The organism is Hyphobacterium sp. CCMP332 (assembly GCF_014323565.1).
In the GTDB taxonomy this organism is placed as follows: Bacteria; Pseudomonadota; Alphaproteobacteria; order Caulobacterales; family Maricaulaceae; genus Hyphobacterium.
The window spans coordinates 1277789-1300108 of sequence record NZ_CP058669.1 but is presented as its reverse complement, the minus strand read 5'-3'; the positions used below and the strand labels follow the sequence as shown (position 1 = coordinate 1300108).

Here is a 22320-nt window from a genome sequence, read left to right as displayed (position 1 = left end):
CGGAAAGGAATCGGCGCATGGCGACGCCCGTCAATATTCCGAAAACCCCGCGGAGGCCGTTTTTATCGAGAGGGCTTGTCGCCGCACTCTGTTTATTCCTGCCGGCCAGCCCGTTCGGGGTTACGACGGCTTTGGCGCAGTCTGAGGCCGCCGAGGCCCCGATGACCCGCCGTGTACCTGCCCAGATTGACCAGAACCTTATCCGCCTCGATCCGGGGCTGACGAGGAGGTCTCCCGCGAATTGTGGTCGGCTTTCGAAGGAGAGCGCTGGGTCCGCAATGTCAATCAGCCAACCTTGCTGCCGGTTCTGCCCGAGCCGGACGTCGCAAACGGTGCCGGTATTTTGCTGATACCGGGGGCGGCTTCCAGTTTGTTTCGATCGATAATGAAGGTTATCGAATTGCCGAGCCGCTCGTGGCGTTGGGGTATACGGTCTTCGTCCTGAAATACAGGACAATGCCAACGCCGGAATCCGAGTCCGAATTCTCCGATCACATGCGGCAAGTTTTCGCCGGCGAGCCGCCCTACGGAGAGATCGATCGATCTGTGGGTGAGGCGCTGGCAGTGGCCGATGCAATAGATGCATGGCAGCTGATCCAGGATCAGGCGCAGGCCTTTGACATCAACCCTAGACGCGTGGGGGTTCTCGGTTTTTCAGCGGGCGCCGTTACGGCTCTGGGTCTGGCCCGCGACGTGCAGGATATCCCGCCAGCCTTTCTTGGTTATATCTACGGGCCTATGGGCACAGGCGTTTTGCCGGCCTCTCCACCGCCCTTGTTTCGGCTCTCGCCGCCGACGATCCGTTATATGCCGGGCAGGGCTTTGCGTTGATCGAGGACTGGCAAAGCACAGGTGCGCCCGTTCAGTTCCATTACTATGAAAATGGCGGCCACGGTTTCGCCAGCTACCGCCGCGGAACACATGCGGATGACTGGCTGGCTCACTTTACAGCCTGGCTCGGCCATCGCGACCTTGCGGAACAATCCGAACAGGATTGAATTTCGAGTTGTGGAGTCAGCACTGGCTATTCCAGATGCGCGGATTGTGCACGTCCGGCATTATGCGTCGCCCGATGATGGCGTTCGGGAAGCCATGACGTCCCTCAAGCTGGCGCAAAACCCTGAATTCGCCGACAAGCTTCGTTTGCACGGCCTCTTTTCCGAACCCCTGGATCGACAGGTTCAAAAACACTTTGGCACTCGGGCCCCAAGACTTCCCGCTCACCCACTTTACCGACTGGCGGACTCTTCAAGCGCTTCGAGTGTCAGGCCTTTCGTCTCAGGCACAAAGCGCGCCACGAGAACAACAAAGAACAGGCCGAATGCGGCGTAGGTATAAAATGTGAGACCGGCTCCAAGCTCGGCCAGTTGAACGGGGAAGAAGACCTGAACCGCCGCGCTCACACCGGCATTCACGAAAGTCACTGCTGTTTCCCGTCAGCACCTATGGCACAGAATTGGGGTTGTGATTTAAGGAGGATTTGGCTCTCGTCGTAATGACGAAGGAATGAAGATGAGACCCAAATCTACAAAGCCCAAGGCGACCGCCGAGAGGGTGGTAAGGACATCCGCCGGGCGACGCGGCGGCACTTCTCCGCAGAAGACAAGATCAGGATCGTTCTGGAAGGCCTGCGCGGGGACGACAGCATTGCCGAGCTGTGCCGCAAGGAAGGCATTGCGCAGAGCCTGTATTATACATGGTCGAAGGAGTTCATGGAGGCTGGCAAACGTCGGCTTGCCGGTGACACCGTGCGGGCAGCAACCAGTGACGAGGTCAAAGAGTTACGACGCGAGTCGCGCGATCTGAAGGAATGCGTGGCCGATCTGACGCTGGAGAACCGTCTGCTCAAAAGCATGATCGCGGATGGGGAGACGACGCATGAGGTATCCCGCATCCGAGAAGCTGGAGATCATCAGGACCGTCGAGCAAGCGCACTTGCCTGCAAAACAAACCCTTGACCGGCTCGGCGTTGCGCGCCGGACATTTTATCGCTGGTATGACCGGTATCTAGAGGGAGGTCCTGAAGCGTTGGCGGACCGGCCATCTGCCCCGAGCCGGGTCTGGAACCGCATCCCCGCCGAGGTGCATGACCAGATTATCGAACTGGCGCTGGAACAGTCCGAGCTGAGCCCGCGCGAACTGGCCGTGCGGTTCACTGATGAGACGCGTTACTTCGTGTCTGAGGCGACGGTCTATCGCTTGCTGAAGGCCCATGATCTGATCACCAGCCCGGCCTATGTGGTGATCAAGGCTGCCGATAGCTTCCATACCCAGACGACCCGGGTGAACGAGATGTGGCAGACGGACTTTACCTACTTCAAGATCATCGGATGGGGCTGGATGTATCTGTCGACCGTGCTCGACGATTACTCGCGCTACATCATCGCCTGGAAGCTGTGTTCGACCATGAAGGCCGAGGACGTCACCGACACGCTGGATATGGCGCTGGAAGTCTCAGGCTGCGACCAGGCTACGGTGATGCACAAACCCAGGCTGCTCAGCGACAATGGCCCCAGCTACATCGCTGGGGAGCTGGCAGACTATATCGAGGCCCGGCGCATGAGCCATATTCGCGGCGCACCGTTCCATCCGCAGACGCAAGGCAAGATCGAGCGCTGGCACCAGACCTTGAAGAACCGGATACTGCTGGAGAACTACTTCCTGCCCGGCGACCTCGAAGCCCAGATCGAAGCGTTCGTCGAACACTACAATCATCAGCGCCATCACGAGAGCCTGAACAATGTGACGCCTGCAGACGCCTACTTCGGCAGGGCTCCTGCCATCATCAAACAACGTGAAAGGATCAAGCGAGAGACCTTCGAACATCGGCGCTTGCAACACCAAAAGCACGCCGCCTAATATCAACCAACCAGACGAGGCCGATGCTCCACTAATCTACGATGCCATCTGTGCCAAATGTTCTGACGACGGACAATCAGCTTCGCAGACGGGTGAAAGCATCAGGCGGCCGGTTTCAATACCGTGTTTCCCGACAAATCGAGGCTTTACTGACGAATTCGTCGGAAACCACCAATTCACAACGTCTTTTCATTCCGGTTTAACCCGCGCAAGTGGTGGAGTATAAACGCCAAGGAGGCTCGAATGCCATGATTTTCACTAGGCTCAGGCTTTAGCTTCTACTGATTGACTGGCGCGCAACCCATGCCATCTGGCGCCCGCGTTCTATCTGGGACCCAACCCTTTCAAGGCGCGTCACTAATTCGATTGGCGAACAATCCGCTGAACGCTTGACCGCGAAATTCCCAACTCGGCCGCAACACCTGCCTGCTTCAATCCCTGACCGATCAGCTCCATAACTTGATCAGCCTTCTGACGGGCAGTGGGGCCCGGCCTGTATTTCCCAGCAGATTTGGCCTTGGCAATACCTTCACGCTGACGTTCCAGCATGATCTCGCGTTCGAATTCTGCCACTGATCCAGGATGGAGATCATCAGTTTCCCGGTGGCGGATTCGTATCGAGGTTCATTGCCAAAATGCGGAGAGAAGCGTTCCGTTCTTTGATCCGACCTAGAATGGCCAAGAGGTCGGCAACGGACCGTGCCAGACGATCAAGCTTGGTCACCATCAGCACATCATCGTCACGAAGATAATCGAGGGCCGCATCTAGTTCATCACGTTGGGTGACGCTGGACACTTGTTCCTGAAAGATTCGGTCGGCGCCGGCTTTGGTCAGCTCTTCAATCTGGGCTTCGAGGCCTGCTTGTTGGTCAGCTGTTGAGGTACGTGCGTATCCAATGATTATGGCTTGTCTCCATCGCTGTGGTTGTTGACAAATGGGAATTTCAACCACGATTTCAACGTGGCATATCGTTCGGCAAACTAGTTCCTGCGATTGGCGGATTGAAGGGCATAGACGGCTAGGCAACCTATCTTTGCGTGTGAGAAGGGAAACTGATGATAAGAATTTTTGTGGCCCTTTATGATTGCGAATTTCCATGGGGCTTTTGCGACGGTTTCTGCTCAATCCCATGAGGAACAGCGAACCCGCATGATCGTGCAATTTTCAGTGCCAAGCAGCCTCGATGACCTAGCCGTCGAGGATCGACGAGAAATCGTTCGACAAACGAGCCAACGTGTCTGGGAGAGGGTGATCCAATTTGAAAGTCAAATTTCGGAAAATGAAACCCCAGCAGACGATCAGCCACGGCTAGTCCGCGAGTTCGATTACACGCCAGCTATAGTAATTGAATTGAGCGCGACAGAAGCCAGCCAGTTGCGCCAAGATATTGGTGTGATTTCTGTATTTCCAGATGGGTTAGATCAGCCAATGCTTGATCAAAGCATTCCATCTATCGGCGCAGATCGATTGCACGCGCTTGGAATGAGAGGGCAAGGAACATCAATTGCGATCCTAGATACTGGCATTGATGTCGATCACCCTATGTTGGCGGGACGGATCGTTTCGTCTGCCTGTTTCTCGACGGAAGATGAAGGTGTTTCGGAGACACTTTGCCCGAATAATTTGGACGAGGACACGGCATCATCTGATGCGGGCAGAAATTGTTCTTCCCCGCTTTCGGTGTCGGCAAATGGTGCAAGAGGGTGTGCCCACGGCACTCACGTCGCTTCGATAGCAGCCGGCGCTGAGATACCTGACCCTTCCGACGATGAGGTCATGCTCGTTGGAGTCGCCGCCGACGCAGGCGTTATCCCTGTGCAGGTGTTCTCTCGATTTAATGCGAGCGATAACTGTGGTTCAGCCCGCCCGTGTGTGTTGAGCTACCAAAGCGATCAGATCGCTGCTTTGGAATGGCTATTCGAAAACCGCGAAGCGTTTTCGCTTTCTGTGATCAATATGAGCCTTGGGTCCGGCCGTTTTGAAAGCGAATGTCCGTCGGACCCTCGCGCCCATATCATTGAGATGTTGCGAGACGCCGGTGTTTTTGTCGTGGTTTCTGCTGGAAATGATGGATTTTCCGACGCGGTCTCAGCGCCAGCCTGCATTTCCGAAGCAATCGCGGTAACGACCGATGCTTCTTTGCCAATCAAAGCCATCTGGTTGATTTATCGGCACCGGGCGTCAGCATCACGGCTGCTTTCCCGCAGTCTGCAACCAACACCGAGACGCAAACTGCGACAAGCAGTGGACTTCCATGGCTGCGCCTCACGTCAGTGGGGTGTTGGCAGTATTGAGAGCAGCGTTTCCATCCGCCAGTGTAGATCAGATCGAGTCCACATTGGCTGGCATTGTTACGGGTGATGGCGCATTCCACAGCAGCCTTCCACCAATGGTACGTGGTGATCTGGCAGCGACCAATCTCGAACCAACGAGCGGCGGTCGAATTGGCGATCTTCGTGTGAGTACGCTTCAACCCATCACATTCGAGCAGCGATTGTTCTCGAATGCGTCGTTAGATGCCCCAATTTCAATCGAGAATATTGGCTCTGATCCAATCGAATGGCGGGTCCGCTCTTCGGTTCCGTGGCTGGTTTTTCAACAACAGTCCGCCGGGAGGCAATTTCAACAAATATCTTGGATGCACCAAGTATAGAGGCGGCTCTTGAACCGGGACAAACAGTTCAACTCGACCCAAGGATATTAGATAGGGGTTTGTCGCCCGGCGTCTATCGTGGTGCAATATGGGTCGGCCATAGCGGTGGTGGATTGGAAATACCGATCTCCGTTGTCGGCCGGTTTACTGATCCAGCACCGGCAAATGATGACTTCAACCATCCAATACCGTTCCATGGTCGAGCCGGCATTCTTTCTTTCGCAACAGCTTGGCGACCTTCGAGCTCGGCGAACCCGAACATGGAATGCAAGGAGCTGGTCGCTCGCTTTGGTGGGTGTATCAGCCCGATGTCACTGGCACGCTTTCTATTGAGGCGCTCGGTGAGAGTGGGGTGGTTGTCGCGGTTTACTCCGGAAATGCCATTGATGGCCTCACATTGATTGGTAGTAGCGTCGAGAACGAGGTTCGACCTATGGCGACCCGGTAGTATTTCAGGCGACGGCAGAAACGCCTTTTCGCATTGCAATTATGAACCCGCAGTCGTCATCAGGTGGCAGCGGACAATTTCGCTTTCGCTTCATGCCATCATCGCCACCTGCGAATGACGAGATATCAAATGCGATTGAACTGGTTGGCGAGTCCGGAATAGTTCGAGTGAGCCCTTGGGGAGCTACGCGAAGCGAAGTTGAAGAAGATTTCTTCAATTCCGCCCATAGTCCCGTTTGGTATCGTTGGACGGCACCGCAAACAGAATCTTACATTTTTATTCCGTAAACATGGATGCACCGGTCTATGGGTTTACGTCGACGACGCCGACCCAAGAAAACATGATCATGGATTATGGTGTCCTCGACGAACCATATTTTGGTGGGAGCATTCATGCTGAGGCGGAACGACCTATTACATCGCGACCTATTATTCGACGGGATCATCCGAGGAGTTTGAGACAGACCTTGCTTGGCGCCGACAATCACTCCCAATAACAAGTCTCAGAGCTGCGGTTTGCCAAGCACGCGGTCAATCTATCTCGGCGAACAGGCTACGGCATTTGCGACGATCATAAATCCCGGATCAAATTCCGATGCTCGAAATTGCCGCCTTTTGCCGCCTTCCAACTTTCAAGGCACTTTTTCGTTCTGGCAGACTAATCCTGCGACGAACGTCTCGGTCGGAGAAAGAAAACGAACCGGTTGATATCGCATCAGGTGCCGCCCAAAGCTTTGTTTTTGCCACTTCATTGCCCGAAGTTAGCGATATCGTCGTAGGGCCTATCTTTACGTGCGATCGATATTGGTATGATGGAAGATCGTCCAGCGTTTCCAGCTTGGCACTTTCTGTAGAAGACGAACCGGTTTCAGATATTATTTCAATAGCTCTGACAACGACCGGCGACGGGATAGTCAGGCGGTCTCCGAATGGGGTTGGTGCGTTCTCGGTCGCAGCAATCAATATTGTAGTTTGAGCCAAGTCCGAGTGTCACCCTCGATTACGACATCTAATGATATTGTGACTTTGGAAGTTTGTGAGACGAATCCGGCGACCGGCCAATGTCTAACTTCGCGGTCAGCGCATATCGTATCTGATTTTCTCAATGGCGACGTCCGAACCTACACCGTTTTCGTTCGATTCAATGATGCTGACATACGATTGGCTCCGGCGCATAATCGAGTTCACTTGGAATTTTTGACGTTCGAGACCTGTCGGCCGTGCGCGGGCAACAGGTGTCGCTGTGACTTCCCAATGAGAATACGGTTACCTTGGACCCGTGACCCAATGAAGCACAGGCATCAAAAGGTCTGTTCCATCATCCTTGTGCAGGTATTTGAAGGACCAATACGTTAGCTGATAAGGCTTGTATATTCTGCGTCTTCGATCCAATTAGGGCTGACACATGCAATTTGCAACACTGGCATTGATCTGTTGTGGCGACGCTATTCACCGTTCTCTGGCTTCTATTGCGCCAAAAATTCCTCTTTACGTGAACGAGGTTGATATGCTCGCAAAAGTATTGTGAGATTATTCAACTAACGGGAGTCCTTTGGTTCGTAGTACCGCCCATGGTAGCAGGGCGACCCAGATCGCCTGCTACTTTTCGTCTTCTTGGGGAGAAGCGTGTATTCCATGAAATTCAGTTTCACTGACGAGAATGTCGCTAAGGCATTCGATCAGCATTTAGCCGTTACACTTCGGCTTGCGGAGGCGCGGGTCGAGTAACTGGATTTGTAATGGTAACGAATACGATAGAGCACGGCACCCATGCGCGTTCCGTGGCATCTGACGATCCTCATATCCTCGCCGAAATCGCAGAGTTTCATCTTGCCGAACGTGATCCGCGAATTAGCCTCGGTTTTTGAGAATGATTGAATACAGAGCGATGCACACCAAGACAGTGCCCATTAAGACGGCAACAAGTGGTAATTCAAACATGGCTATCTCCCCATGATAAAGGGCAGGCTCTGCCTTTATGGAAAAATGCCAGCTCATTCACCCGTTATGGGAATGCGATCGCCATATACGCGAAATTCAAATTTCACGGATTTCTGGCGTCACTGAACGCATGACCCTGTGAAGCACAGGCGTCAAAAGTTCTGATCCAATTTCAGTGAAGCCGGGATATGGGGTGCCGGTGAAGCGTCACAAGGGCTTGGCCTATTGAACGCGACCGATCCGCCATCCACCGCCCGTTCCGGATATGAGCAAAGTCGGCTCTTGATCATTCGCGGGAATATCCATCACAGCGTGATATTCGCCAGAAGCATCGCAACTCATCAGGGTCACAGTTGCTACCCGCAATCCTGATGCACCATCGGTTCCGGTGATAGGCTGGCCTGAAACAATACAGCCACCAAATGTCCCGTTGATTGATCCGTCAGACGCGATATGGATGCCGTCGCCATACTGACCTGCCAGAGCGTCCCAACCGGGTGCGAAATCGCTTCTGTCATCCCTGACACCCCAAAGATCGCCGGGGTAATCACTAAGCATGGGACCTGCCTGTATGCTGCCAGCCTCTGTCCAAAGCCCGCTTGAAACCTCCGATTCAAAACGACCAATATCGTCATCCACAAAAAAGCCTTCGAGTTCAATTGTGTGACATCTGTTCCGTCATCAAGAATGGCTGTCCCATCTTCCAGAACGAAGAGGGATGCCCGCACAAGCTTGGCCATTCTCCGTCACCTTGCCGAACCAACACACTCCAACGTCCTACCGGCATTGCAGATTGAAGTGCGGGTTGATCGCCTGCCGGAGCGGAGCTGAAACTGCAGCACTCGTGGCAGACCGGATCGTGCCATTGGCATCCGCAAATCTCAGGAAGACACGGGCATTCGCGGGATCGAATGGAATCGTGGACTCACCATTGGCCCGAACGAAGACGGCAAAATACTTCGCGACATTGGATTAAAGACGGTAGTGACGTTGTCGACGCCTCTTGGGGTGATGCAGCCGCCAGTGCTGGCTGTTTCACAGACCTCAATGTCAGCGGCAAAGAAGCCGCCCCTGTATCAACGCTGGCTGTCACCGTGGCTTCACCAGCGCCCGCTGATCCATCACCAGCACCAATGTTGACCGCTGCGGCAGACAGGAAGCTGATCCGGTTACCAGTTTCGGGAATACGAACCACGCCATCGGCTGACGGCGTTGCACCAATGGAAAGAATATCCGGCACAGGCGCAGAACCAATCGACACCAGAACCGAATTCACACCTTCAATTGGCGACAGGTTTGCATTCTCGCACTGGATTTGCAAGAAGGTGTAGCCAGATTGATCTGTCACACGTGTCGGTGAGTGCCACCACGAAGTTAATGGCGCCACCATTGCCAAGATCGAAGAGTGGGTTGGCATCACCAATGACTTGGTTTTGCGCATTCACCTGACGATAGGAGATGGTGAATGGTGGATCATGGGAGCCGTAATCCGGCAAGATTGCGCGGGCGTAGACTGTCGGCTCAGAACCGTCATGAAGACAGTTATGTCCGCCGCCGACATAGCCGGAACGGGCACCGGGATGTGGCGGCGACGATGCGTCCTGCGGGCGGGTTTTCAGTTCAAAGCGGCCGCTTACTGCACGATCCCCGGTCATGTTGACGATGCATGCTCCGGTCCCGGCACTCTCACAATCACCACCCCACCCAACAAAGCGGGATTGGGGCAACGAAACGTGATAGCGAAACCAGATTGTTCTGGGTGAACAAGGCCTCGCAAGCTCCGCCGCCACCGCAATTTAGTCCGACCGGGCGCTGGTGATCGCCCCCGCGCCGAGCCCAGTTCTAATAACAGTCAGAGCATAGCCGTTAAAGCCATTGATCGTGACCTCAGCGGTAGCGGTTGCTGTCGCCCGTGCGGATCGCTGATGGTGTAATTGAAGCGATCGGTGACCGATTGGCCTTCTGAAAGAGCATTGAATGCGCCGTTTGGATCATAGGTCACGATGCCGTTTGTCAGCGTGATGCGTCCCAATGACAGCGTTGTGTCCACACCCGTTATGGCCAGTTGCGCCGTCTCACCCGAATCCACATCGGTATCATTGGCAAGAAGGTTCGCTGTCACATCGCGTGCGCCTTCTTCTTCGGCAAAGATCAGCGCATCAGCTGCCGCCGAAGGTGCATCATTGGCTCCGTTAATCGTCACCGTGACCGTCGCCGTTGAGGTCAGCCCGCCGGGATCGGCAATCGTATAGCTGAACATGTCGTTGCCATTTTGCCCCAGCGGAAGACTCGAACGCGCCATTCGGGCTGTAGGTGACGTTGCCAACGTTGAATATGACCTGTCCCAGAGTACCGGTTGTTTCGATGCCGGAAATCGTCAGCAAAACGTTTTCGCCGGTGTCTGGGTCACCGTCGCCAGCGAGAAGAGTTGCTGTCACATCCAATGCTTCCGAATCTTCACCCATGGCAATTGTGTCGGCATTAGCAGTGGGGAGTTATTCACGCCCGTCACGGTTACCGTTACGTTTGCTGAATCGACAACGAGCCGTCACTGATCGTAGGCAAAAGTGTCATCAGCTGTGGCTCCATTCGGCAGCGCAATGGCGAACGGCGCGGACCTTGATCGTATTCCAATCTGCCGCCGTCCATTGCCACATTTGCACCTGACGACAACCCAACAACCCCACTCTGAACGATGGCAATAGACTCGACATGAGTGATCGTCAGTTCATCCCCATTTGGATCGCTGTCATTTGCGAGAACACCAAGAAGAGTAGAAGAATCCGCTATGATTGAGTAGAGTATAATCTAGCGCGGATGCCGCTACTGGATGGGTCGCCACCAATTTGGCTGTTGTCCTCCCATACAATCGCAAAACCGCCGCCATTCAATGCAGCAACGCTGGGGTTTCGTTGATTGTTGGCTGTTGTGGTATTGGCAACGAGTTCCGCCCGATTGCCTGACCAGACGCATCGTAACGTAATGATCGAATCCCAAATTCAGATGTATCTCCGCCAATCTGGCTGAAATCTTCCCAAACGATAACGAAACCGCTGGTAGGTAATGCGGCTATTCCGTGCTGTAGTTGGGTGCTGGTTGTCGTCATATTACCGATAAATTCCGGCCCCGCAGGCGTGCCGGCCGCATCGTAAAGTTGGACGCGAACATCCCAACTAGAGAAGTCTCCGCCGATTCACTATTATCAGCCCATGCGATCACAAAACCGCCATCTGCTAGTGCTGTAATGCTTGATATTGATCGCTGACGGTTGTGGTGTTGACGAAACTCTGATCCAACCGCCGTTCCCGACGCGTCAAACATCTGGGCGCGAATACCATAGCCGAATAGGTCACCGCCGATCTTACTATTATCTTGCCAAACGATAACGAAACCGCCGCCGGACAGAGCGCCGACGCTGGGGGTGTCTTTGAATACTATCTGTTGTGGTGTTGACGAGAAACTCTGATCCAACCGTTACCCCATTTGCGGCATACATTTGGGCACACGGATACCCGAAAAGATGTATCGCCGCCGGTTTGGCTGTTGTCTTCCTGCAATAACGAAACCGCCACCATCTAGAGCAGCAACGCTCGGTTTCGTTGACCGCGCTATGGTAGTGTTGACAAGGAATTCCACGCCAACTGAATTACCAATCGCATCGTATCGCTGAGCACGGACTGCATAGCTGATGTGTCCCCGCCAGACTGACTGTAGTCACTCCAAGCTATGACGAAGCCCACCACCGCGAAGCCCAGCGACGCTGGGGTCGCGTTGATAGTCATTTGTGGTGGTGTTAACGATGAATTCAGCCCCAGACGGAAACACCATCGGCATTGTAACGCTGTGCACGAATCGACCCCGACGTATCGTCGGCGGTATCGCTGTCGTCGGTCCAAGCAATGACGAACCCGCCGTCATCAAGCGCAGCGATACTGGGTTCGTTTGAGTGCTAATGATTGTTGTGTTTACAAGAAAATCACTGGCTAGAGCCGTGAAGACATCCGGATTTTCGCTAATAAAATCATCCACCGCATCAGGCGCTGAATTACCTTGGCTAAATGCCGTGCTGGTGAGATCAATCCCGCGAAAACTGCGAGCAGGGTTTGAGCAAAACAGATGCGATTATCACCATACCGTGTTCCCGATCATTCCGGCGCTATAAGACGATGACCGTGCAACAGCAGGTGTTCGGAAATCCGAGCCGATGCTATCAGACGTTAGCAGACCTGATGACGAGTGTCTGCAAACAGACCCGATAATATCCGGAACTAGGATTTCCAACGTAATGACGGCGGCATCGGATGTGTATATGGCGGCGGTGTCGATGATGCAGGATCGTGAGTGGGAATGAGCGGCACGATTCAAGAACGATAATGTCACTGATCCGCCCGGCTTGGCCCACAATCAAATTGAGAGGGAACCAATAATGCCCCGCAAAGCAGCGCTAGTTTTGTCGCCCTGCTGGGTGTTCTGGTTTCAGGCTGCGTTGGCCCTTTGCGGATCAACCTGTTCCACCCTCATCATCACCCAACGACACAGTTCGTCTGGCGGCATGGAATGTTGAACACTTGGCCGATGACAATGGCGAAGGGTGTCGAGCACGAACCGACGGCGATTATGCGGTGATGCGACCTACATCGATCAAGTGGATGCCGATATCTGGCTTCTAAGAGGTCGAGAACGAGGCGGCAGTTGCACGTGTGTTCGATGATGGATGGGCAATTCACGTCGATGAGCGAGCGGTACCGGATACCAATTGGCCCGCCTGCTACCACAATCCTGATCAACGTCTTGGAATGCAAAGGACCGCCATTGTTGTTCGCAATGGTATCGAGCATCGACGGCTACCCGACCTGAACACTTTGGATGTGGAAGGGTATGGAGGGCTTCGCCCGGGTGCGTGTTACCCTTGAAGGTGACACCCAATTGAGCTCATCAGCCTTCATCTGAAATCAGGTTGTTTTACCGGGCAAGACCGGGATGCTTGTCCCACTCTGTTTGAACAGCTGGGCGTATTGGAAGCGTGGATCGATGAACAATCTGCCGAGGGTCATCCAGTGATCATGGCAGGATTTCAATCGTCGTCTGGAAATGCCCGGTGATGAATTTTGGATGATCTGAATGATGGCAATCCATCACCGCTTACATTGCCGGCGCTGGACTGGCCCACGCTGTAATCCACGATATCGCTAGTTCATCGACTTCTTCGTGTTCAACGATGAGGCATACGATGCCTATGTGGTGGGCAGCTTTAACGAGACCACATTCGCAGAGGAACCGGATCGTCATCCGTCAGACCATTGTCCAATCGCGGTGGATATTCGGCGTGATTGAGTTGAAGCTGCGGATTGCGTTGTCGACGGCCGTGGAACGGGTTGGCTCTCAATAAACGAGGGAGCCAAGGGCGCAGTCAGGCGTGGGCGCTGGTCCGTTTGAAACAGCTGTCGATAACGATAGTGGGGCCAGAAGCGATCCCGCGACGGTGTACTGGTGAAACTGGGGATGAAAAGACCACAGGGCTCCGGACTATTCCGGACTCTTGATCACGTTTCATCCGTTTTAGACCGAATTATTCCGGTTCATTCCGTTTCACAAATGCCCGATTACCCACAATAGCGTGCAATACGGCTTGTATTCAGGGTTATCGCAAATGGTAGAGCAGAAGCTTCCTGCTTAAGACTTGCTGTCGCAGTTGATATTCGACGCGTGTAGGATCGGATCAAAATGTACCGGTGAATCAATTTGAATCGCTAAATAGCCGGAGAATTCAAGGAGCACATTTCAGCAGGGCTCCTGCCTGTTACGAATTCATTTGTTGGTCGGATCGTTGGTTTCGACCAAAGGGTATCTCGATAATTGTTTCACAATTTAGGGCTTAGGCCCAAATAATGGTGCCGGCTGAGGGACTCGAACTCCCGACCCCTGATTACAAATCAGGTGCTCTACCAGCGAGCTAAGCCGGCCCGCTGTTGGGCGATGCTATAGCGAAGCGATGCCTGCCTGCAAGCAGGCATCGCTGATTTGGTTCAGAAAAGCTGATAATCGCGCCGGCCAGCAGATAGGCCGTCAGTTGGTTTCCGAAATGGATCAGCGCCAGTTCGAGCTTCTGCTTTTCGTAGATGTGAGCCAACAGTGCTGTTGTGGCCGAGAAGAACAGCCATACGAAGAAGGCGGTCTTCATCGAAGCCAGCAGACCTTCTGCACCTTTCCAGTTCAGGACCAGCGAAATGCCGATCGCGGCAATGAGCGAATTGGTGAGCCCTTAGCCATCATCAAGGGCATGTTGACGCTGCCCATTGCCTCGGGCGTGAAGCCATTGAGCGCCATCCAGCGCTTGCCGAGGAGCGGCCCGTACCAGAGGAAGCCCACGACCATGAAGCCGAGCGTTGCCAGTAAAACTGCGATGATATTGATTCCGTAAACGTCCATGCTCTTTTCCCCAGTCTTTCGCGCGTATGTCTCGCGCTGGAATCAGGCCCGCCCCGATCAGGGGCGCGCGGCACGCGGAAACCCTAAACACAAACTGTAATTGAGGCGAAGCAAAAATGGCCCGGTATCTGATCACAAGCGCGCTACCCTATATCAACGGGGTGAAGCATCTGGGCAATCTGGCCGGTTCCATGTTGCCGGCGGATGTCTATGCGCGTTTTCAACGCCTTCGCGGCCATGACGTTTTGTATATCTGTGCCACCGATGAGCATGGCACGCCGGCGGAACTGGCGGCGGCGGCAGAGGGCATGGATGTGCGCGCCTATTGCGACCGGGAACACGATATCCAGCGCGCGGCGGGCGAAGGGTTTGCGCTCAGCTATGATCATTTCGGGCGGACGTCTCATGAGCCGAGCTATCGCCTGACCCAGCATTTTGCGGGCGTTCTGGAAGACAAGGGTCTGATCGATGAGCGCACGGACAGCCAGGTCTATTCAGTTGATGATGCGCGCTTTCTGCCGGACCGGTATGTGGAGGGCATTTGCCCGCATTGCGATTTCGAGCGGGCCCGCGGCGACCAGTGCGATAATTGCGGGCGCCTTCTGGAGCCCACCGATCTGAAGGAACCGTATTCGAAGATTTCCGGATCCAAGAATATCGAGGTCCGGGAAACCCGGCACCTTTATCTGCTGCAGACGAAGATGGAGCCGAAGCTGCGCGCCTGGGTCGATAACGCAGCGGACAAATGGCCGTCTCTGGCGGTGTCGATCGCGAACAAGTGGCTGGAAGAGGGCTTGCGCGATCGTTCGATCACGCGCGACCTTGCCTGGGGTGTGCCGGTGGCGCGCGACGGAGTGGTGCGCGAGGGTTTGAAAACAAGGTTTTCTACGTCTGGTTTGATGCCCCCATTGGCTATATCGGCGCGACCGAGGAATGGGCGCAGGCCAATGGCGGCGACTGGGAAAGCTGGTGGCGCACCGACAAGGGCGCGGACGATGTCACCTATGTCCAGTTCATGGGCAAGGACAATGTGGCTTTCCACACAGTCTCTTTCCCGGCGACGATCCTCGGTTCGGAAGAGCCGTGGAAGACGGTCGACCGGCTGAAGGCGTTCAACTGGCTCAACTGGTATGGCGGCAAATTCTCGACCTCGGAAAAGCGCGGCGTTTTCATGGATACGGCGCTGGAGCTGTTACCGGCCGATTACTGGCGCTGGTATCTGACGGCGAACGCGCCGGAAGGCTCGGACACGCAATTTACCTGGGAGCATTTCCAGGGATCGGTGAACAAGGATCTCGCCGATGTGCTCGGCAATTTCATCAACCGGATTTTGCGCTTCACGGCGTCGCGCTTTGACGGGGCGGTGCCGGCGGGTGGCGAAACCGGGAGCATGAAGCCTGGCTGGCGCGCGAAGTCGATGAGCGCCTGGCCGCGATTGCCGACAATTATGACGCGATGCGGTTCCGTCCGGCCGCAGCGGAAACCCGCGCCCTGTGGGCGGCGGGCAATGAATACCTGACCCGCGCCGAACCGTGGACGCATTTCAAGACCGACCCGGAAAAAGCCGCTGTTGGTGTGCGCACGGCGCTGAATCTGGCGGCCTTGATGGGCATTGCCGCCCAGCCGATCATTCCCAATTCGGCGAAGATCATTCTTGATTGCCTTGGTGTGCCGGAGGCCAATCGCAGCTGGCCGAATGAACCGGCGGCGGACCTGCTGGATGTCCTGCCGCACGGCCTCGCCGTGACGCCGCCGGATGTGTTGTTTGCCAAGATTGACGACGATACCGTTGCCGAATGGACCGCGCGTTTCGGCGGTGATGGCCGCTAGGCCCGCTTGATCAGCCGCGCGATAATGAGGATCGTCACCGCGCCGATCAGGGCGGTCACAGACGCGCCAATGAACCCGCCTGAAATAATGACGCCGAAAGCTGCAGGCAACCAAACGCCCATAAAACCGCCAATCATGCCCAAGGTCAGGTCGCCAATGAGCTCGAACGGGCGTTTGCCCTTCGTTATCGGCCCGGCGAGGTATCCAGCGGCCAAGCCAATCGGCAAAAAGACAATCAGGAAGATGATTTCGGATCCCATGACCAATGCCCTCGTGATTTTCGGATCTCATGGCAAGCTTACCCGGTTTCTGCTGTTGCTGCGCAGAGATCAATCCGCGGACAGGGCGTGGATAATTTTGCGGGGATAGGCGTTTTCGTCTCCTACTACGATTTTGCGGCAAATCCGGTCTGTTCGGGCACAAATCCTTGCCGGGGAAGGCGTTGCCGGTCAACGGCATACCTCCGGTGGTCTCCGACCCGTCTCCAGTTCATCTCCGGTTTCTCCAATTCTCTCCTACAGTCTCCCACTGTTTTGCGGGGATAGGCTCGCGCCGCTCGACGCAGAGCCGCTTCGGGGCTGGCGGTAAGCGTAAGCGGGGACGGGATGGCGCGGATAAGGCGGCCTTATCCGCCGCGCGCCAAAGTGAAGGGCCCCGGCATCCTGGTCCGCATTCGTCCGCGCGCGTAGAAGGCTCGCCTGACCAGGGCTGCTGAAGCGAATTAGCGTTTTAGCACAGTGATGCACTTAGGCGGGAAAGCCGGAGAGCAGGAGCGGAAGAGTGTGGGGGCGAGTGCCGGGGCAGAAAATCGGTAGAGAGAGGCCGCAGGGTGAGGACGGGACCGCGCCGCTTCGCGCACCGCTAATCCCAGTCCCGGCGGCTGAGCCAGAGGATCATGGCGGTAAGGGCAACAAGGCCGCCCATGCCGCCGATGGCAATGGCCGTCTCGGCGCGGTCCGGTTCGCTGGCCAGTACATTCACCGGCATCAGCCAGGAAAGACCAGCCCCATTGCGAGGAGGTGGCGGCGACCGCCACGAAGGTGCCGCCAATGCCCACCGAGACCGGCAGGGCGAAGCTGGAAAAGCGCAAGGCGATGGCGAGCTGAAACGCCGTGACGAGCAGGCTCGCCACCCACATTTTCGCAAGGATGGAAACGATCTGGCCATAGGGTGGAATGCCTCCAGCGCTTCGGCCGGCATGACGAGGCCGCCGACATGGCCCGACGTGAAAATCGCCAGGCCCACCAGCAGGCTGGTCGCGCCCATCAGGGCAAAGGCGATCAGCCCCTTGGACAGAAAGATCTGCCAGCGCGGCGTGCCGGTGGCGAGAATGTGCGACCAGACGCCGGTGGAATGTTCCAGCTGGGCGAGGAGGGCGGTCAGGCCCGTCGCCGTCATCGGCAAGAGGAAATAGGCCCAGATCGCCGTGCCGGATATCGCTGTGCGCGGCCAGTCGCCGGCGGCATTGCCGGAAATGATTACCAGCACGCCGAGCACGGCCATCATCACCGGCGGGACAGCCATCACCATCAAAACCAGCGAGCCGCGCAGTTTGATCAGATCCGCCAAAGCACGCCGATCATGCGTTTTCTCCTGTCAGGGAGAGGAAAATGTCTTCCAGCGCGGGCGGGCGGATGGCCAGTCCGGTCACGGCAAACCCGGCCTCGACCAGTTGCCGGTTGATGGCGGCGGCCTCTGCCTCGTTCACGCCGGGCAGGACCAGACCGGCCCCGGAAATCTCGGCGTCCGGCCAGTTATCGGCGAGTGCGGTTCGGGCTCTGGCCGAGTTATCGAGCCGGATTTCCAGTCTGTGCGGGGCGGTGCGGATGAGATCGGGCAGCGTGCCCTGAAACAACAGGCGGCCCTGATTCATCACGCCGACATGGCTGGCCATCTGTTCCACCTCGCCGAGCATGTGGCTGGAGACCAGGATCGTCGTGCCAAAGCGCGCCGGAGCGTCGGCGATCAATTGCCGAATTTCGCGTATGCCCGCCGGGTCCAGCCCGTTGGTCGGTTCGTCGAGGACCAGAAGCTCCGGCTCGCCCAGAAGGGCGCGGGCAATGCCCAGCCTCTGGCGCATGCCGAGGAATACTCCCGCCTTGCGGCCCGCATCCTTTGCCAGATCGACAATGTCGAGCACGCGGTCGATATCGGTTTTGCCGATGCCGCGCGTATGACAGGTCACGGCGAGATTCTGCCGGCCGGTCAGGTTGAGATAGAGCGCCGGGGTTTCGACGATGGAGCCGACGCGGGCGAGCGCTGCGCGGCGGTTTGAAGCGAGGTCATGCCCGGCAATCCGGATACGTCCGGCATCGCGGCGGATCAGGCCCAGCAGCATGCGGATCGTGGTGGTCTTGCCCGCACCATTCGGCCCCAGAAAGCCGAAAATCTGACCGCGCTCGACCCGCAGACTCAAATCCTCCACGGCGGCCAGATCGCCATAATGGCGGATGAGTCCCTCGGTTTCGATGATCGCCTCATGCATGGCATGAGTTTAAGCCGGACTCGCCTATATTCCGCAAGGGGCATGTTGGTCCCATTGCTTGGGATGGCGGTCCAGGGTTTGGCGATTTATTGTTTTAATACAATGATACAAAAGAGCCGGGGATGGGCGGGGAACAGATCGGATGGGTGTGATTACAGTTATGGCGAGTTGGGGCGTCTGTTGCGCGATGGCTCGTCAACAGCGTCTCGAACAAGCGTACACCCTTGACCGCAATCGCTGTGCGACGTCCTATGCGCGGCAGAGATTCCAGGGGAACACCATGCGTCTGTTACTTGCTTCTGCGGCTGCCATTGCGCTGTCCGCCGGCGTTTTGCGCAGGACGATCTGCGTACCGCCATCCAGTCGGATTATTCGGCCAACCTGGAAAGCCTTTACCAGCACTTTCACGCCAATCCGGAACTCTCCTGATGGAGGTGGAAACCGCGGCGCGTCTGGCGTCCGAGATCCGGGCGCTGGGCTTCGAGGTGACGGAGAATGTTGGCGGCACGGGCATTGTGGCGGTGATGGAGAATGGCGAGGGGCCGACCCTGATGCTGCGCGCCGACATGGATGGCCTGCCGATCGAGGAAAATACCGGGCTGGACTATGCCTCTACCGTTCTGGGCACGGACCGGCGCGGGCAGGAAAGCCATGTCATGCATGCCTGCGCGCATGATACGCACATGACGGCTCTCGTCGGCGCGGCGCGCCAGCTGGCGGAACGCCGCGCGGACTGGTCGGGTACGCTGGTGCTGATCGGCCAGCCGGCCGAGGAGCTGGGCCTGGGCGCGCAGATGATGCTGGATGATGGCCTGTATGAGCGCTTCCCTCTGCCCGATGCGGTGGTGTCGTTTCACACATTCGGTGCCATTCCGGCGGGCATGATCGGCTATGTGCCGGGCTTTGCCATGGCGAATGTCGATTCGGTCGACATCACGGTGCGCGGCATTGGCGCGCATGGCTCTACCCGCATGTCGGACGCGATCCGGTGCTGTTGTCGGCGCAGATCATCACCGCGCTGCAGACACTCGTCAGCCGCGAGGTCAATCCGCTGGAATCCGGCGTAGTGACGGTGGGCGCGATCAATGGCGGCACCAAGCACAACATCATCCCGGACGAGGTGCATCTGCAGATCACGGTGCGCTCCTATTCCGATGCCAATCGCGAATTGTTGCTGTCGGGCATTGAGCGCATTGCCCGCGGGCAGGCGATTTCTGCCGGTATTCCCGAAGACCGTCTGCCGATTGTCGAGGTGGAAGAGCCCTATACGCCGGCCACCTATAATGATCCGGACCTGACGCCTCCGGCGTGGCCGTGCTGCAGGAGCGCTTTGGCAGCCTCGCCGTGCGCCAGCTCGATCCCGTCATGGGCGGCGAGGATTTCTCCCGCTATGGCCGCACCGAGGAAGACATTCCGATCTTCATGTTCTGGGTGGGCGGCACTCCGCAGGACACGCTGATCGAGTATCAGTCGCGTGGCCAGTCGGCGCCCGGCAATCACTCGGCCCTGTTTGCGCCGGATGCGGAAACCTCCATCACCATGGCGACCGAGGCCTGACCGCGATTGCGCTGGATTACCTGTCGGCCAGCGGCGCCGAATAGGCATGGTGGAACGCGTCTCCAGCGGCGCGGTGGGGAGGACCGCGTCGGCTATCGCCGCGCCGTGAAGGAGGGCCCGCATATCTGGGTTTCCGGCACTGTGGCGGTGGGAGAAGATGGCCAGCCCTTTGCTCCCGGCGATATGGAAGCCCAGACGCGGCGTTGTCTGGAGATCATCGAGGCGGCCTTGAAGAAACTCGGCGCGGATATGCGCCATGTGCGCCGCACCCGCGTCTTCGTCACCGATATGAGCGCGGAGGCGCAGGCGGCCTTTGCCCGCGCGCATTCGGCGGTGTTCGGTGATTGTCCGCCTGCCTCGGCGCTCTATGGCATCTCGGCTCTGGCGGGACCGGACTTTCTCGTCGAGGTGGAAGCCGATGCCTATCTGGCGGCCGATGCGTAATGCGCGTGCTGGCAGTCCTTCTCGCCCTGATCGCTGCACCGGTGCTTGCGGATGATCTGCCCGCGCCATCGGTCTGGGAAAACCAGAGCGGTTCGATGCTCCAAATCGACGCCATTGACGGCGAGGGCGGTTTACCGGCCGCTATATCAATGGCGCGGTGGGTTATGCCTGTCAGGGCATTGAATACGCCGTGGAGGGCCGGGTCTTTGATCCGCTGATCACCTTCAATGTGGTCTGGCGCGCAGAGGCGGAAACCTGCCACTCCATCACCAGCTGGACCGGGACCATCGAGGGCGATGTCATCGAAACGCAATGGTCGCTGGTGCGCTGGTCCGATCCCGACCGGAGACCGGAGCTGGAGGTCTGGGCCGGTTTGACGGGGTCAGCCGGTTTGAACGCCGGGAGTGATCGCGCAGATGTGAGGCGCTTGCGATTTGCGCTTTCGCGCAGCCTGCTTTACTGCCGTCCGACACATAAGGGGCCGATTTCATGGACACGCTGATTCCCGCCGACAATCATTTCGCCGTCATGGCGGGACTGTTCGTGATTGCCGCCATCGGCTTTCTGGCCGAGAAGACCCGCATCGGCGCGGTCTGACCGGGGCCGTGGTCGCGATCTTCCTGGCGATTTTGCGGCCAATCTGCGGATCATCCCGCAAAGCGCGCCCGCCTATTCCTTTGTCTTTTCCTATTTTGTGCCGGTGCTGATCCCGCTCTTTTTGATGAAGGCGGATCTGAAGAAAATCTTCTTTGAAACCGGGCGCATGACGCTGGCCTTTGGCGTGGCGGCGCTGGGCACGGTGCTGGGCGCGATTGCCGCGGTCTCGGTGCTGGATTTCGGGGCGGACGAGGCGGGGATCGCCGGCGTGTTCACCGCCACCTATATTGGCGGCTCGGTGAATTATGCCGCGCTGCTGGATATTACCGGATTGCGTGCCGATGGCGCCTTTGTTTCGGCGGCGACCGCGGTTGATAATCTGGCCTCCGGGCTCTTTCTCGCCCTGCTGGCCATCCTGCCGGGCTGGAAATGGCTGGCGACGAAATTTCCGGCCCGGGACCACACAAAGGGCGAGGTCGAGGCCGAAGAAGACGGCAAGGCGACGGCGGCCACCCTGACCATCACCATTGCCTTTGCGCTGACCATTGTGGCGCTGGGCGACATGCTCACCGGCCTGCTCGGCGGGCTGTTCGGCAATCTGGGCGTTGAAGATGCGGCGCGGCAGGCGGGAAACTGGCGCTATGCCATCATCACCGTGCTGACGCTGATTCCGGCGACGCTGATGCCCAAGACCATGGCCAGACTCCACGGCGGGTATGAGCTGGGCATTGGCCTCGCCTTTGTCTTCTTTGCCGCGATTGCGGCGGGGGCCGACATTCCGTCCCTGATCCAGCAAGCGCCGCTCCTGATGGTGCTGGTGCTGATCCTGCTGGGCGTGCATCTGATCGTATTGTTCGGGCTGGGATCGCTCTTGCGCCTGTCCGTGCCGGAGCTGATCACCGCCTCCAATGCCGCCATTCTGGGCGCAACGACGGCCCCGGCGCTGGCCGCGGCGAAAGGCTGGAAGGATCTGGTGACGCCGGGCGTTCTGGTCGGCGTGTTCGGCTATGCGCTGGGCACTCTGATCGCCACGGCGGTCTATCAGTTCTGGCCCGGCTAGCAACAGACTCGCCGCAA

Annotated in this window: 22 protein-coding genes, 1 tRNA gene and 4 pseudogenes; 13 read left to right on the top strand and 14 right to left on the bottom strand. The window is 57.1% G+C overall.

Annotated features, from left to right (window positions below):
- Positions 1-495 precede the first annotated feature (495 nt).
- A complete protein-coding gene (locus tag HXX25_RS06570; RefSeq protein ID WP_187167663.1) occupies positions 496-831 on the top strand; it encodes an alpha/beta hydrolase in 336 nt (111 codons plus the stop codon).
- Positions 828-998, top strand: a complete 171-nt coding sequence (locus HXX25_RS06565; RefSeq protein ID WP_187167662.1) for a hypothetical protein — start codon at positions 828-830, stop codon at positions 996-998. Before HXX25_RS06570 ends, HXX25_RS06565 begins: the two co-directional genes overlap by 4 nt.
- 231 nt (positions 999-1229) lie before the next feature.
- Here the strand turns inward: HXX25_RS06565 and HXX25_RS06560 are convergent, their stop codons facing one another.
- Positions 1230-1424 (bottom strand): MFS transporter, encoded by a 195-nt coding sequence (locus HXX25_RS06560; RefSeq protein WP_187167661.1) that lies wholly within the window; start codon positions 1422-1424, stop codon positions 1230-1232.
- 88 nt (positions 1425-1512) lie between these two features.
- On the opposite strand from HXX25_RS06560, the pseudogene HXX25_RS06555 reads away from it, so the two are divergent.
- Positions 1513-2859 (top strand): annotated as a pseudogene (locus HXX25_RS06555) (IS3 family transposase).
- Between the two features lie 357 nt (positions 2860-3216).
- On the opposite strand, the gene HXX25_RS13620 reads toward HXX25_RS06555, so the two are convergent.
- Both HXX25_RS13620 and HXX25_RS13615 read right to left on the bottom strand, forming a co-directional pair.
- The gene (locus tag HXX25_RS13620; RefSeq protein ID WP_233346942.1) at positions 3217-3432 is read right to left on the bottom strand and encodes a helix-turn-helix domain-containing protein; all 216 of its coding nucleotides are present in this window, start codon (positions 3430-3432) and stop codon (positions 3217-3219) included.
- A 19-nt stretch (positions 3433-3451) separates the two neighbouring features.
- Positions 3452-3811, bottom strand: coding sequence for a recombinase family protein (locus HXX25_RS13615; RefSeq protein WP_233346941.1), 360 nt, complete (start codon positions 3809-3811; stop codon positions 3452-3454).
- Positions 3812-3940: 129 nt separating this feature from the next.
- Here HXX25_RS13615 and HXX25_RS06545 point away from each other — a divergent pair, with 129 nt between their 5' ends.
- From HXX25_RS06545 to HXX25_RS06535, 3 genes are all read left to right on the top strand, one after another.
- Complete coding sequence (locus HXX25_RS06545; protein WP_233346940.1) at positions 3941-5221, top strand: S8 family serine peptidase; 1281 nt, start codon at positions 3941-3943, stop codon at positions 5219-5221.
- Positions 5115-5513 carry a hypothetical protein gene (locus HXX25_RS14310; protein ID WP_187167659.1) on the top strand — a complete coding sequence of 133 codons (399 nt, stop codon included), beginning with the start codon at positions 5115-5117 and terminating at the stop codon, positions 5511-5513. The genes HXX25_RS06545 and HXX25_RS14310 overlap by 107 nt, the downstream gene beginning before the upstream one ends.
- Positions 5514-6555: 1042 nt before the next feature.
- Entirely contained in the window at positions 6556-6936 is a 381-nt protein-coding gene (locus HXX25_RS06535; protein WP_187167658.1) for a hypothetical protein, read from the top strand.
- Positions 6937-8123: 1187 nt separating this feature from the next.
- On the opposite strand, the gene HXX25_RS06530 is transcribed toward HXX25_RS06535, so the two are convergent.
- The 8 genes and pseudogenes from HXX25_RS06530 to HXX25_RS14010 form a co-directional block, all read right to left on the bottom strand.
- Positions 8124-8540, bottom strand: coding sequence for a hypothetical protein (locus HXX25_RS06530; RefSeq protein WP_187167657.1), 417 nt, complete (start codon positions 8538-8540; stop codon positions 8124-8126).
- Positions 8541-8826: 286 nt separating this feature from the next.
- Positions 8827-9342, bottom strand: a complete 516-nt coding sequence (locus HXX25_RS06525) for a hypothetical protein (protein WP_187167656.1) — start codon at positions 9340-9342, stop codon at positions 8827-8829.
- 411 nt (positions 9343-9753) lie between these two features.
- Positions 9754-10203, bottom strand: a complete 450-nt coding sequence (locus tag HXX25_RS06520; RefSeq protein ID WP_233346939.1) for an Ig-like domain-containing protein — start codon at positions 10201-10203, stop codon at positions 9754-9756.
- A pseudogene (locus HXX25_RS14305) lies at positions 10094-10381 on the bottom strand (hypothetical protein); the annotation flags it as partial. The gene HXX25_RS06520 and the pseudogene HXX25_RS14305, both read right to left, overlap by 110 nt.
- Positions 10382-10421: 40 nt before the next feature.
- The gene (locus HXX25_RS14300; RefSeq protein ID WP_370543759.1) at positions 10422-10691 is read right to left on the bottom strand and encodes a hypothetical protein; all 270 of its coding nucleotides are present in this window, start codon (positions 10689-10691) and stop codon (positions 10422-10424) included.
- Between the two features lie 3099 nt (positions 10692-13790).
- Positions 13791-13864, bottom strand: a tRNA-Thr gene (locus HXX25_RS06510).
- A complete protein-coding gene (locus HXX25_RS14015; protein WP_255466995.1) occupies positions 13855-14118 on the bottom strand; it encodes a DUF1761 domain-containing protein in 264 nt (87 codons plus the stop codon). Before HXX25_RS14015 ends, HXX25_RS06510 begins: the two co-directional genes overlap by 10 nt.
- A complete protein-coding gene (locus tag HXX25_RS14010; protein WP_187167653.1) occupies positions 14115-14330 on the bottom strand; it encodes a DUF1761 domain-containing protein in 216 nt (71 codons plus the stop codon). Before HXX25_RS14010 ends, HXX25_RS14015 begins: the two co-directional genes overlap by 4 nt.
- Positions 14331-14446: 116 nt before the next feature.
- Between HXX25_RS14010 and metG the strand changes: the two are divergent.
- Positions 14447-16160, top strand: a pseudogene (metG, locus tag HXX25_RS14295) (methionine--tRNA ligase).
- On the opposite strand, the gene HXX25_RS06490 reads toward metG, so the two are convergent.
- The 3 genes from HXX25_RS06490 to HXX25_RS06480 all read right to left on the bottom strand — a co-directional run bounded on the left by HXX25_RS06490 (position 16157) and on the right by HXX25_RS06480 (position 18645).
- Positions 16157-16420, bottom strand: coding sequence for a GlsB/YeaQ/YmgE family stress response membrane protein (locus HXX25_RS06490; protein ID WP_187167652.1), 264 nt, complete (start codon positions 16418-16420; stop codon positions 16157-16159). The pseudogene metG and the gene HXX25_RS06490 overlap by 4 nt on opposite strands.
- A 601-nt stretch (positions 16421-17021) precedes the next feature.
- Positions 17022-17729: a hypothetical protein gene (locus tag HXX25_RS06485; protein ID WP_187167651.1), complete on the bottom strand. Its 708-nt coding sequence runs from the start codon at positions 17727-17729 to the stop codon at positions 17022-17024.
- Positions 17730-17739: 10 nt separating this feature from the next.
- Positions 17740-18645, bottom strand: coding sequence for an ABC transporter ATP-binding protein (locus HXX25_RS06480; RefSeq protein WP_187167650.1), 906 nt, complete (start codon positions 18643-18645; stop codon positions 17740-17742).
- Between the two features lie 428 nt (positions 18646-19073).
- On the opposite strand from HXX25_RS06480, the gene HXX25_RS13605 reads away from it, so the two are divergent.
- The 6 genes and pseudogenes from HXX25_RS13605 (at position 19074) to HXX25_RS06460 (ending at position 22303) form a co-directional block, all read left to right on the top strand.
- Entirely contained in the window at positions 19074-19712 is a 639-nt protein-coding gene (locus tag HXX25_RS13605) for a M20/M25/M40 family metallo-hydrolase (protein ID WP_233346938.1), read from the top strand.
- Positions 19652-19786 (top strand): annotated as a pseudogene (locus HXX25_RS13600) (peptidase dimerization domain-containing protein); the annotation flags it as partial. The gene HXX25_RS13605 and the pseudogene HXX25_RS13600, both read left to right, overlap by 61 nt.
- 173 nt (positions 19787-19959) lie before the next feature.
- Positions 19960-20202, top strand: coding sequence for a hypothetical protein (locus HXX25_RS13595; protein WP_233347013.1), 243 nt, complete (start codon positions 19960-19962; stop codon positions 20200-20202).
- 105 nt (positions 20203-20307) lie between these two features.
- Positions 20308-20646 carry a Rid family hydrolase gene (locus tag HXX25_RS06470; RefSeq protein ID WP_233346937.1) on the top strand — a complete coding sequence of 113 codons (339 nt, stop codon included), beginning with the start codon at positions 20308-20310 and terminating at the stop codon, positions 20644-20646.
- 157 nt (positions 20647-20803) lie between these two features.
- Complete coding sequence (locus HXX25_RS06465) at positions 20804-21148, top strand: hypothetical protein (protein WP_187167649.1); 345 nt, start codon at positions 20804-20806, stop codon at positions 21146-21148.
- A gap of 45 nt (positions 21149-21193) precedes the next feature.
- Positions 21194-22303, top strand: coding sequence for a DUF819 family protein (locus HXX25_RS06460; RefSeq protein WP_233346936.1), 1110 nt, complete (start codon positions 21194-21196; stop codon positions 22301-22303).
- Positions 22304-22320: the final 17 nt, after the last annotated feature.

Coding starts and splice junctions, on each gene's coding strand:
- HXX25_RS06545 (WP_233346940.1), top strand. CDS start 3,941: ATGATTGCGAATTTCCATGGGGCTTTTGCGACGGTTTCTGCTCAATCC.
- HXX25_RS14010 (WP_187167653.1), bottom strand. CDS start 14,330: ATGGACGTTTACGGAATCAATATCATCGCAGTTTTACTGGCAACGCTC.
- HXX25_RS06525 (WP_187167656.1), bottom strand. CDS start 9,342: ATGCGCAAAACCAAGTCATTGGTGATGCCAACCCACTCTTCGATCTTG.
- HXX25_RS14310 (WP_187167659.1), top strand. CDS start 5,115: ATGGCTGCGCCTCACGTCAGTGGGGTGTTGGCAGTATTGAGAGCAGCG.
- HXX25_RS06570 (WP_187167663.1), top strand. CDS start 496: ATGCGGCAAGTTTTCGCCGGCGAGCCGCCCTACGGAGAGATCGATCGA.
- HXX25_RS06520 (WP_233346939.1), bottom strand. CDS start 10,203: ATGGCGCGTTCGAGTCTTCCGCTGGGGCAAAATGGCAACGACATGTTC.
- HXX25_RS06535 (WP_187167658.1), top strand. CDS start 6,556: ATGCTCGAAATTGCCGCCTTTTGCCGCCTTCCAACTTTCAAGGCACTT.
- HXX25_RS06480 (WP_187167650.1), bottom strand. CDS start 18,645: ATGCATGAGGCGATCATCGAAACCGAGGGACTCATCCGCCATTATGGC.
- HXX25_RS06490 (WP_187167652.1), bottom strand. CDS start 16,420: ATGGGATCCGAAATCATCTTCCTGATTGTCTTTTTGCCGATTGGCTTG.
- HXX25_RS13605 (WP_233346938.1), top strand. CDS start 19,074: ATGGAGGTGGAAACCGCGGCGCGTCTGGCGTCCGAGATCCGGGCGCTG.